Source organism: Citrobacter sp. CK191, assembly GCF_030333435.1.
Lineage (GTDB): Bacteria > Pseudomonadota > Gammaproteobacteria > Enterobacterales > Enterobacteriaceae > Citrobacter_B > Citrobacter_B koseri.
The window spans coordinates 90583-102056 of record NZ_JAOWFX010000020.1; the positions used below are offsets into that span (position 1 = coordinate 90583).

Consider the following 11474-nt stretch of genomic DNA (forward strand, 5'->3'; position numbering starts at 1 on the left):
TAAGAGAGTTTGAGCATGTCTGAAGAAAAATTAGGTCAACAATACCTTGCGGCGCTGCACCAGGCTTTTCCGGGCGTGGTGCTGGACGAAGCCTGGCAGACCAAAGATCAGCTGACCCTCACCGTGAAGGTGAACTACCTGCCGGAAGTGGTGGAGTTTCTCTACTACAAACAGGGCGGATGGCTCTCGGTACTGTTTGGCAACGACGAACGCCAGCTGTGCGGTCACTATGCTGTTTACTACGTGTTGTCGATGGAGCAGGGGACGAAGTGCTGGATTACCGTGCGCGTTGAAGTCGATGCCAACAAACTGGAGTTCCCGTCCGTGACGCCGCGCGTGCCTGCTGCGGTGTGGGGCGAACGTGAAGTGCGCGACATGTACGGTTTAATTCCGGTCGGCCTGCCTGACGAACGCCGCCTGGTGCTGCCGGATGACTGGCCGGATGAACTCTATCCGCTGCGTAAAGACAGCATGGATTACCGTCAACGTCCGGCGCCGACCACCGATGCCGAAACCTACGAATTTATCAACGAGCTGGGTGACAAGAAAAACAACGTGGTGCCGATCGGCCCGCTGCACGTCACCTCTGATGAACCGGGTCACTTCCGCCTGTTTGTTGACGGCGAAAACATTATCGACGCCGATTACCGCCTGTTCTACGTCCATCGCGGCATGGAGAAACTGGCGGAAACCCGCATGGGCTACAACGAAGTCACCTTCCTGTCGGATCGCGTGTGCGGCATTTGCGGCTTTGCTCACAGCACCGCCTATACCACCTCCGTCGAGAATGCGATGGGCATCGTGGTGCCGGAACGCGCGCAGATGATTCGCGCCATTCTGCTGGAGGTGGAGCGCCTGCATTCACACCTGCTGAACCTCGGCCTGGCCTGCCACTTTACCGGTTTTGACTCCGGCTTTATGCAGTTCTTCCGCGTGCGTGAAACGTCGATGAAGATGGCGGAGATCCTTACCGGGGCGCGTAAAACCTACGGTCTGAACCTGATCGGCGGGATTCGTCGCGATCTGCTGAAAGAGGACATGATCCAGACCCGTCAACTGGCGCAGCAGATGCGCCGCGAGGTGCAAGAACTGGTGGATATGCTGCTCAGCACGCCGAACATGGAGCAGCGCACCGTCGGCATTGGGCGCCTCGACCCGGAAATCGCCCGCGACTTCAGTAACGTGGGGCCGATGGTGCGCGCCAGCGGTCACGCGCGCGATACCCGCGCCGATCACCCGTTTGTCGGTTACGGCCTGCTGCCGATGGAAGTGCATAGCGAGCAGGGCTGTGACGTCATTTCCCGTCTGAAAGTGCGCATCAACGAAGTGTACACCGCGCTGAACATGATCGATTTCGGCCTGGACAACCTGCCGGGCGGCCCGCTGATGGTGGAAGGCTTTACCTATATCCCACACCGTTTTGCGCTGGGCTTTGCCGAAGCGCCGCGCGGGGATGACATCCACTGGAGCATGACCGGCGACAACCAGAAGCTGTACCGCTGGCGCTGCCGTGCGGCGACCTACGCCAACTGGCCGACCTTGCGTTATATGCTGCGCGGTAACACGGTCTCCGACGCGCCGCTGATCATCGGTAGCCTCGACCCTTGCTACTCCTGTACCGACCGCATGACCGTGGTGGATGTGCGTAAGAAGAAGAGCAAAGTCGTGCCGTACAAAGAACTTGAGCGCTACAGCATTGAGCGTAAAAACTCGCCGCTGAAATAAGGAATCGCCATGTTTACCTTTATCAAAAAAGTTATCAAAACCGGCGCGCCGACGTCGTCGTATCCGCTGGAGCCGATTGCGGTCGATAAAAACTTCCGTGGCAAACCGGAGCATAACCCGCAGCAGTGCATTGGCTGCGCAGCCTGCGTCAATGCCTGCCCGTCGAATGCGCTGACGGTTGAAACCTGCCTTGTTACCGGCGAGCTGGCCTGGCAGTTCAACCTCGGGCGTTGCATCTTTTGCGCCCGCTGTGAAGAAGTGTGCCCGACAGCGGCGATTAAACTCTCGCAGGAGTATGAGTTGGCGGTGTGGAAGAAAGCGGACTTTCTGCAACAGTCCCGCTTTACGCTGTGCAATTGCCGCGTGTGCAACCGTCCTTTCGCGGTGCAGAAAGAGATTGATTACGCCATCGCGCTGCTGAAACACAATGGCGACAGCCGCGCGGAACATCACCGTGAAAGCTTTGAGACCTGCCCGGACTGCAAGCGTCAGAAATGCCTGGTGCCGTCCGACCGTATTGAACTGACTCGCCATATGAAAGAGGCCAGCTGATGAGCAATTTATTAGGCCCACGCGACGCCAACGGCATTCCGCTGCCGATGACGGTGGATGAATCCATCGCCAGCATGAAGGCGTCTTTGCTGAAAAACATTAAGCGTTCGGCGTATGTCTACCGCGTGGACTGCGGTGGCTGCAACGGCTGCGAAATCGAAATTTTTGCCACCCTTTCTCCGCTGTTTGACGCCGAACGTTTTGGCATCAAAGTCGTCCCGTCACCGCGTCATGCGGATATTCTGCTGTTCACCGGGGCGGTGACGCGCGCGATGCGTTCTCCGGCGCTGCGCGCCTGGCAGTCCGCGCCGGACCCAAAAATCTGTATCTCTTACGGCGCCTGCGGCAACAGCGGCGGTATCTTCCACGACCTGTACTGCGTCTGGGGCGGCACCGACAAAATCGTACCGGTGGATGTCTACATTCCGGGCTGCCCGCCGACGCCTGCGGCAACGTTGTACGGTTTTGCGATGGCGCTGGGTTTGCTGGAGCAGAAAATTCACGCCCGCGCGCCGGGTGAACTGGACGAGCAGGCGGCAGAGATTCTGCATCCCGACATGGTGCAGCCGCTGCGCGTGAAGGTGGATCGCGCGGCGCGTCGTCTGGCGGGTTATCGCTATGGCCGTCAGATCGCCGATGATTACCTGACCCAACTGGGGCAGGGTGAACATCAGGTGGCGCGCTGGCTGGAAGTGGAAAACGATCCGCGTCTGACCGAGATTGTCACTCACCTGAATCATGTGGTTGAAGAGGCGCGTATCCGATGAGTGAAACGGTGGTGTTCAGTCAACTGAGCCGTAAGTTTATTGATGAGAACGATGCGACGCCCGCCGAGGCGCAGCAGGTTGTCTATTACAGCCTGGCGATTGGCCACCACCTTGGGGTCATCGACTGCCTGGAAGCGGCGTTAACCTGCCCGTGGGAGGACTATCTGGCGTGGATTGCGACTCTGGAAGAGGGAAGCGAGGCCAGACGTAAAATGGAAGGCGTGCCGAAGTACGGCGAGATCGTCATCGATTTTAACCATGTGCAAATGCTGGCGCGCGCTTTCGACGGCGCGCTCGCTGCGCAAAACCCACAACAGCAGGCGTGGAGCAAGCTGATGCTGAGTATGCTCCACGATATTCATCAGGAAAGCGCCATCTATCTGATGGTGAGGAGACACCGTGACTGACGTTTTATTGTGCGTCGGCAACAGTATGATGGGCGATGACGGCGCCGGGCCGCTGCTGGCCGAGATGTGCGCCGCGCAGCCTAAAGGCAACTGGGTTGTTATTGACGGCGGCAGCGCGCCGGAGAACGATATTGTCGCGATCCGCGAACTGCGCCCGGATCGTCTGCTGATTGTCGATGCGACCGACATGGGGCTGAATCCGGGCGAGATCCGCATCATCGACCCGGATGACATCGCCGAAATGTTTATGATGACCACCCACAATATGCCGTTGAATTACCTGGTGGATCAGCTGAAAGAGGACGTTGGCGACGTGATTTTCCTCGGCATCCAGCCGGATATCGTTGGCTTTTATTATCCGATGACGCCGCCGGTGAAAGAGGCGGTGGAAGTGGTTTATTCAAGGCTTGCAGAGTGGGTTGGCGATGGGGGATTTTCTCCGCTCTGAGCGGGTGCCCGGTGGCGCTACGCTTACCGGGCCTACGGTTTTGTAGGCCGGGTAAGGCGAAGCCGCCACCCGGCAAAACGGGCTACGCCAGATCTTCCCCGTTACTCGCAATCACTTTCTTGTACCACCAGAATGATTTTTTGCGGGTACGCGCCAGCGTGCCGTTGCCAGCGTCGTCACGGTCGACATACACAAACCCGTAGCGTTTGCTCATTTCGCCTGTCGAGGCGGACACCAGATCGATGCAGCCCCAGGTGGTGTAACCCATCAGCGGCACGCCGTCTTCAATGGCGTCGGCCATCGCCCGAATATGCTCACGCAGGTAGCGGATGCGGTAATCATCATGAATCTCACCTTTCGCGTCCGGCTCATCTTTCGCGCCGAGGCCGTTTTCCACCAGAAACAGCGGCTTCTGGTAGCGGTCATACATCATATTCATGGTGATGCGCAGACCAAGCGGGTCAATCCCCCAGCCCCATTCGCTGACGTCAAGGTGCGGATTGCGCAGCGATTTCACCACGTTGGCGGCGTTGGTGTTATTAGCGTTCATCTCCGCTGAGGCGCAGCGTGACGCGTAGTAGCTAAACGAGACGAAATCGACGGTGTTCTTCAGGATAGCGTCGTCTTCCGGGGCTTTTTCAATCACCACGCCTTTCTCGCGAAAAACGCGGGCGGAATAGGTCGGGTAAGCGCCGCGCGCCTGCACATCAATAAAGAACAAGTTTTCGCGGTCTTTCTCCAGCGCGGTCCAGACGTCCTGCGGTTTACAGGAGTACGGATAAAAATTGCCCCCCGCCAGCATACAGCCGACCTGGTTTTGCGGGTTGACCTCATGGGCGATTTGGGTCGCCAGCGCGCTGGCAATCAGCTCGTGATGCGCGGCCTGATACTTCACCTGATCCTGATTTTCACCTTCCTCAAACACCAGGCCCGCGCCGGAGAATGGGCTGTGCAGCATGATGTTGATTTCGTTGAACGTCAGCCAGTATTTCACCAGACCGTCAAAGGCTTCAAAGCAGGTTCGCGCGTAGCGGGTAAAGAATTCCACCATTTTGCGATTGCGCCAGGAGCCGTACTCCGTCACCAGATGCATCGGCACATCGAAGTGGCACAGCGTGACCAGCGGCTCAATACCGTACTTTTTACACTCTTCAAACACCGCGCGATAAAACGCGATGCCTTCTTCGTTCGGCGTCAGCTCATCGCCGTCAGGGTAGAGACGGCTCCAGGCGATCGAGGTGCGAAACACCGTGAAGCCCATCTCCGCCATCAGGGCGATATCGTCTTTATAGCGATGGTAAAAATCAATCGCGTCATGGCTAGGATAAAATTCGTCATCCCGCAGTTGAAAGCGTTTCTCCAGCCCCAGTTTGACCGGCATACGGTGCTCGCCGTGCGGGATCATATCGACGGTGCTCAGCCCTTTGCCGCCTTCCCGGTATGCCCCTTCAGACTGGTTGGCGGCCAGTGCGCCGCCCCATAAAAATCCTTGCGGAAATACAGACATAGTCATCCTCAATATGCGCCAGTCAGATGCTGGCTTCTTTTGCAGTAGTCGGTTGCGCGGTCTGGTTTTTTCTTGCCTGTGCGGCTGCGTCTTCCACGGGGATATCTTCAAAGCCGAGGAGCAGCGTCAGAACAAAAGATAGCACCACGGCCAGCGCCATCACGCCAAACACCCAGGCGATGGTCATCGGGTTCGCCGGGTCGAAGAACTGGACGCTGGTGAACAGGCCCGGCGCTGCCATCGAGTGGCTGGCAAGCCCGGCCATACCTGCCACCGCGCCGCAGATAAAGCCGCTGATCAGGCTCGCAATCAGCGGACGCTTCAGACGTACCGCCACGCCGTACAGCGCCGGTTCGGAGATCCCCGCCATAATTGCGGAAGCGGCGGCGGCAAGCGCCGTCTGGCGCAGTTCCGGGTTTTTGGTTTTCCATGCGACGGCCAGAGAGGAACCGCCCAGCGACAGGTTAGCGCCAATTTCAGACGGCATGACCATGCCTTCTTTGCCGGTTTCAGCAATGGTCTGGATGATGGTTGGGGTAAAGACGCGGTGCATCCCGGTCATGACCAGCAGCGGCCACAGCGCGCCCATGATGGCGACGGAAAGCCAGCCCAGATAGCCGTGAATGGTGTAAACCAGCGCGGAGATGGCGCTACCGATCCAGATCCCGATTGGGCCGATTAAAACAATGGCGAGCGGGGCGGCGATCAGGACGATCAGCATTGGTTTCAGGAAGTTTTTCGTGACGGCCGGGGTAATGCGATCCACCCAGCGTTCGATGTATGAAAGACACCACGTCATCACCAGCGCCGGGATCACCGTGTAGGTGTATTTCACCGCCGTCACCGGGATCAGGGCAAATTCAACGTGTTCACCTTCGGCGGCTTTCGCCATCAGGTCGATAAAACTCGGGTGAACCAGCACGCCTGCGATGGCAATCGCCAGCGACATGTTCGTTTTGAACTTGATTGCCGCTGACGCCGCCACCATCAGCGGCAGGAAGAAGAACGCGCCGTCGCCAATCACCGTCAGGATGGTCAGCGTGGAGGCGCCTTTTTCCAGCAGCCCCGTCATTTCGAGGATCATGGCCAGCAGTTTCAGCATCGATCCGCCGATAATCGCCGGGATCAGCGGGGACATGGTGCCGATCAGCGCGTCAAGTATTCCCGCGCCGATGCGTTTAAAGGTGAGTTTAGGTTTGCCGACGGGCGCTGCGGGCTGCATATCGGTTGGCAGCAGACTGACGACTTCGCGATACGCCTGTGAAACGGTGTTGCCGATAATCACCTGACACTGGTTGTCGCTGCGAACCACGCCGAGAACGCCGCTGAGGGTTTTCAACGTCGCGCTGTCGACCTGCGCGTCATCTTTGAGAACGAAACGCAGACGCGTCATGCAGTGTGTCACGGCAGTGATGTTATCCACACCGCCCAGCGCCGTCACCACGGAGCGCGCCAGTGCCGCATAATTCTTAGACATCGGATTTTATCCTGTTTTATCAATAGGGTAGTTTTATCGTCTTACGCCTTTTCGCTAAAAAAACGTGGGCAATGAAACGCAAAATAGGAAACCGGTTCCACAAAATCATGAATAGTTTCACTGAGTGATACAAGATCACAATTCGATCATTTTTTATAATTGTGAGAAGGATCACTTGTTGTTTTGGGCGGTGATTTACCATCAAGGACAACAACGGTACGGTGAAGTACACTGCGTGTCATTGAGTGCTAATGGATGAGTAATATGACGACGATGCTGGAGGTGGCGAAGCGCGCCGGGGTGTCGAAAGCGACGGTTTCCCGGGTGCTTTCAGGTAACGGCTACGTCAGCCAGGAGACCAAAGACCGCGTGTTTCAGGCCATTGAAGAGAGCGGCTATCGACCCAATTTGTTAGCGCGCAGTCTGGCGGCGAAGAAAACGCAGACCCTCGGTCTGGTGGTGACGAACACCCTTTACCACGGCGTTTATTTTAGCGAGCTGCTGTTTCATACGGCGCGGATGGCAGAGGATAAGGGGCGTCAGCTTCTGCTCGCGGACGGCAAACATAGCGCGGAAGAAGAGCGTCAGGCGATTCAGTATCTGCTCGATCTGCGCTGCGACGCCATTATGATTTATCCCCGTTTTCTTAGTGTGGATGAGATTGACGACATTATCGACTCACACGCCCAGCCCATTATGGTGCTTAACCGTCGGCTGCGAAGAAACAGCAGCCACTGCGTTTATTGCGACCAGAAGCAGACCAGTTTTAACGCGGTGGAACAGTTGATCGCCGGGGGGCATCGCGAGATTGCGTTTATCACTGGTTCGATGGATTCCCCTACCGGCGTGGAGCGTCTCTCAGGGTATAAAGACGCATTGACGCGACACGGCATCGCTATCAATAACGAATTGATTGTCAACGGAAAGTGGACGCCCGCCAGCGGTGCTGAAGGGGTGGATACGCTTCTGGCGCGCAAGGTGAATTTTACCGCGCTGGTAGCCAGTAATGACGATATGGCGATTGGCGCCATCAAACAGTTACACGAGCGTGGCATGAGCGTGCCTGCGCAGACCTCGGTCATCGGATTCGACGACATCGCGATGGCGCCCTATACCATCCCGGCGCTTTCCAGCGTTAAAATTCCGGTTACGGAGATGATTCAGGAGACGATTGGACGTCTTATCTTCATGCTGGACGGCGGTGAATTTACGCCGCCAAAAACCTTTACCGGTGCGCTGATCCTGCGCGATTCGGCAGCGCCGCTGCCTGCCCGCTGATCCCGCTTTACATTGTCATTTGTCATCGTCATTCGTGACGATGACAGTGCCTGGTCACAACGTCATCATCAAATATCAAGCAATAACAATCAGTTAAAAACTGGCACGATTTATGAATGTTTCGGCACATAATCTGTCATTGCTGGAGAATTTGATGAACCGTTTCATCATTGCCGACGCCAATAAATGCATTGGTTGCCGTACCTGTGAAGTGGCCTGTGTGGTGTCTCATCAGGAAAACCAGGACTGCGCGTCGCTGACCCCTGAAACTTTCTTACCCCGCATCCATGTGATCAAAGGTGTGAATGTCTCCACGGCGACGCTGTGCCGCCAGTGTGAAGACGCGCCGTGCGCCAACGTCTGCCCGAACGGCGCCATCAGCCGTGATAAAGGTTTCGTACATGTGATGCAGGAGCGTTGCATTGGCTGTAAAACCTGCGTGGTCGCTTGCCCATATGGCGCGATGGAAGTGGTTGTGCGTCCGGTGATTCGCAACAGCGGCGCGGGTCTGAACGTCCGGGCGGAAAAAGCGGAGGCCAACAAATGCGACCTTTGCCACCACCGCGAGGCCGGCCCTGCCTGTATGGAAGCCTGTCCGACCCACGCGCTGATTTGCGTCGATCGCAACAAACTTGAACAACTGAGCGCGGAAAAACGTCGCCGTGCGGCGCTGGACTCCTCCGCGTCTTTGCTTTTCTGATTCCTGAAAAACCGCGTAAAATACGGTGGTATTCATGCCGGATGGCGGCCTTGCCTTATCCGGCCTACTGTTCGTATCCCCGTAGGCCTGATAAGCGTAGCGCCATCAGGCAAACCGGGATAGATGACTGCGGGAACGACTTCATGACAATAAACAACCACTCCGGCGTACAGTTGCGTATTCGTGGCAAGGTGCAGGGCGTTGGTTTTCGGCCTTTTGTCTGGCAACTGGCGCAGCGGTTACAACTGCATGGCGACGTGTGTAACGACGGTGACGGTGTGGTTGTGCGCTTACAGGAAGATCCGGCGGAGTTTATTGTGCAGTTACATCAGCATTGCCCGCCGCTGGCCCGTATTGACAGCGTCGAGAGCGAGTCGTTTGCCTGGTCTCAACTGCCTGCCGATTTCTCCATCCGCCATAGCGCGGGCGGAACGATGAATACGCAAATTGTGCCCGATGCGGCCACATGCCCGGCCTGCCTCGCCGAAATGAATACGCCCGGCGAGCGGCGCTACCGTTACCCTTTTATCAACTGCACCCACTGCGGCCCGCGTTTTACGATCATTCGTGCGATGCCTTACGACCGTCCGTTTACCGTGATGGCATCGTTTCCGTTGTGCAGGAAGTGTGCGACGGAATATCGCGATCCGTACGACCGCCGTTTCCACGCCCAGCCAGTTGCCTGCCCGGCCTGCGGCCCGCATCTGGCGTGGCGCTCTGGCAGCGCACGGGCGGAAAAAGACGCCGCGCTACAGGCTGCCGTCGCGATGTTAAAAGCGGGGGGCATTGTCGCCATCAAAGGTATTGGCGGCTTTCATCTGGCCTGCGATGCGCAAAACGATGAGGCGGTGGCGATGCTGCGGGCGCGTAAACGCCGCCCTGCGAAACCGCTGGCGGTAATGTTGCCGGATGCGGAAGGCTTGCCGGATGCGGCGCGCCGACTGCTGACTACGCCGGCCGCCCCCATCGTGCTGGTGGATAAACAGCATGTCGCGTCGCTGTGCGAGGGGATCGCGCCGGGGCTGGCGGAAGTGGGGGTAATGCTGCCCGCGAATCCGCTCCAGCATCTGCTTTTACAGGCGCTGAATTGTCCGCTGGTGATGACCTCCGGCAACCTTAGCGGTAAACCGACAGCCATCACTAACCAACAGGCGCTGGACGACCTGAAGGCGATCGCCGACGGTTTTCTGTTGCACAACCGCGATATCGTGCAGCGAATGGATGACTCGGTAGTGCGTGACAGCGGCGAAATGCTACGCCGTTCGCGGGGCTATGTGCCGGATGCGATCGCGCTGCCGCCGGGATTTCGTGATGTGCCGCCGATGCTTTGTCTGGGCGCCGATCTGAAAAATACCTTCTGCCTGGTGCGCGGCGAGCAGGCGGTGGTAAGCCAGCATCTGGGGGATCTCAGCGATGACGGCATTCAAACGCAGTGGCGTGACGCGCTGCGTTTGATTCAGAACATTTACGATTTTACGCCGCAACGCGTTGTCTGCGACGCGCATCCGGGCTACGTCTCCAGCCAGTGGGCCAGCGAGATGACGCTTCCGACCGAAACGGTATTGCACCACCATGCGCATGCGGCGGCATGCATGGTCGAGCACGGCTGGCCGTTGAACGGCGGCGATGTGATTGCCCTGACGCTCGACGGCATTGGTATGGGAGAGGGCGGCGCGCTGTGGGGCGGAGAGTGTTTACGCGTTAATTACCGTGAATGCGAGCATCTTGGCGGCCTGCCCGCCGTCGCGCTGGCGGGCGGCGATCTCGCCGCGAAGCAGCCCTGGCGCAACCTGCTGGCGCAGTGTCTGCGCTTCGTTCCTGACTGGCGGGACTATCCAGAAACGGCTGCGCTGCAACAACAGCAGTGGAACGTGCTGGCGCGGGCCATTGAGCGCGGAATCAACGCCCCGCTGGCGTCGTCGTGCGGACGCCTGTTCGATGCCGTCGCCGCCGCATCAGGCTGCGCGCCTGACACGCTCAGTTATGAAGGGGAAGCGGCCTGTGCGCTGGAGGCGCTGGCTTCGCGATGCAATCGCGTTGAACATCCGGTGACGATGCCGGTTAAAAACAACCAGCTGGATTTAGCCACGTTCTGGCGGCAGTGGCTGAACTGGCAGGCTGCTCCCGAGGAGCGGGCGTGGGCCTTTCACGACGCGCTGGCGCATGGGTTCGCCGCGCTGCTGCGCCAGGAGGCGACCGCACGCGGGATCACCACGCTGGTATTCGGCGGCGGTGTGCTGCATAACCGCTTGCTGTGCAGGCGTCTGGCGTTCTGTCTTGCTGATTTTACCTTACTGTTCCCGCAGCGTTTACCGGCCGGAGATGGGGGAGTGTCGTTAGGGCAGGGAGCGATCGCCGCAGCGCGCGAGCTGGCGCAAAAATAAAAAAAAGCCCCGGGACTGGCGGGGCGAAACGTGTCGGGGCATACCGACAAGCAGCAGCGCACTTCCGTGTGCGTGAGGTTAATAAATCAGTGGCAGTATCGCCGGATGGCGACGTACAAACAGGCGCTTCCCGTAGGCCGGATCAGGCGTTTACGCCGCCGTCCGGCAAAGATGTTCGAACATTGCCTGATGGCGCTGCGCTTATCAGGCCTACGGGGTCATGATTTGC

General features: G+C 58.1%; 10 protein-coding genes. 8 read left to right on the forward strand and 2 right to left on the reverse strand.

Annotation, left to right across the window (positions count from 1 at the left end):
* Positions 1-15: 15 nt before the first annotated feature.
* Genes hycE through hycI form a run of 5 tightly spaced genes read left to right on the forward strand, consistent with a single transcriptional unit; the run spans position 16 to position 3899 of the window.
* On the forward strand, positions 16-1725 hold the full coding sequence (gene hycE, locus OGV82_RS04305; protein WP_012134832.1) for a formate hydrogenlyase subunit HycE: 1710 nt from the start codon (positions 16-18) through the stop codon (positions 1723-1725).
* Positions 1726-1734: 9 nt separating this feature from the next.
* Positions 1735-2277, forward strand: coding sequence for a formate hydrogenlyase complex iron-sulfur subunit (locus OGV82_RS04310; protein WP_012134831.1), 543 nt, complete (start codon positions 1735-1737; stop codon positions 2275-2277).
* Positions 2277-3044: a formate hydrogenlyase subunit HycG gene (gene hycG, locus OGV82_RS04315; RefSeq protein ID WP_047461678.1), complete on the forward strand. Its 768-nt coding sequence runs from the start codon at positions 2277-2279 to the stop codon at positions 3042-3044. The genes OGV82_RS04310 and hycG overlap by 1 nt, the downstream gene beginning before the upstream one ends.
* Positions 3041-3451 carry a formate hydrogenlyase maturation HycH family protein gene (locus tag OGV82_RS04320; protein ID WP_047461681.1) on the forward strand — a complete coding sequence of 137 codons (411 nt, stop codon included), beginning with the start codon at positions 3041-3043 and terminating at the stop codon, positions 3449-3451. Before hycG ends, OGV82_RS04320 begins: the two co-directional genes overlap by 4 nt.
* Positions 3444-3899 (forward strand): hydrogenase maturation peptidase HycI, encoded by a 456-nt coding sequence (hycI, locus tag OGV82_RS04325; RefSeq protein ID WP_047461683.1) that lies wholly within the window; start codon positions 3444-3446, stop codon positions 3897-3899. The genes OGV82_RS04320 and hycI overlap by 8 nt, the downstream gene beginning before the upstream one ends.
* Before the next feature lie 82 nt (positions 3900-3981).
* On the opposite strand, the gene OGV82_RS04330 is transcribed toward hycI, so the two are convergent.
* Positions 3982-5406 (reverse strand): 6-phospho-beta-glucosidase, encoded by a 1425-nt coding sequence (locus tag OGV82_RS04330; RefSeq protein ID WP_047461686.1) that lies wholly within the window; start codon positions 5404-5406, stop codon positions 3982-3984.
* Between the two features lie 22 nt (positions 5407-5428).
* Positions 5429-6883: a PTS cellobiose/arbutin/salicin transporter subunit IIBC gene (ascF, locus tag OGV82_RS04335; protein WP_047461688.1), complete on the reverse strand. Its 1455-nt coding sequence runs from the start codon at positions 6881-6883 to the stop codon at positions 5429-5431.
* A gap of 264 nt (positions 6884-7147) precedes the next feature.
* Here ascF and OGV82_RS04340 point away from each other — a divergent pair, with 264 nt between their 5' ends.
* From OGV82_RS04340 to hypF, 3 genes are all read left to right on the forward strand, one after another.
* Positions 7148-8161 carry a LacI family DNA-binding transcriptional regulator gene (locus tag OGV82_RS04340; RefSeq protein ID WP_101744113.1) on the forward strand — a complete coding sequence of 338 codons (1014 nt, stop codon included), beginning with the start codon at positions 7148-7150 and terminating at the stop codon, positions 8159-8161.
* A 154-nt stretch (positions 8162-8315) separates the two neighbouring features.
* Positions 8316-8861, forward strand: coding sequence for an electron transport protein HydN (hydN, locus tag OGV82_RS04345; RefSeq protein WP_024130889.1), 546 nt, complete (start codon positions 8316-8318; stop codon positions 8859-8861).
* A gap of 143 nt (positions 8862-9004) precedes the next feature.
* Entirely contained in the window at positions 9005-11245 is a 2241-nt protein-coding gene (hypF, locus tag OGV82_RS04350; RefSeq protein WP_047461691.1) for a carbamoyltransferase HypF, read from the forward strand.
* The last annotated feature ends 229 nt before the right edge of the window (positions 11246-11474 follow it).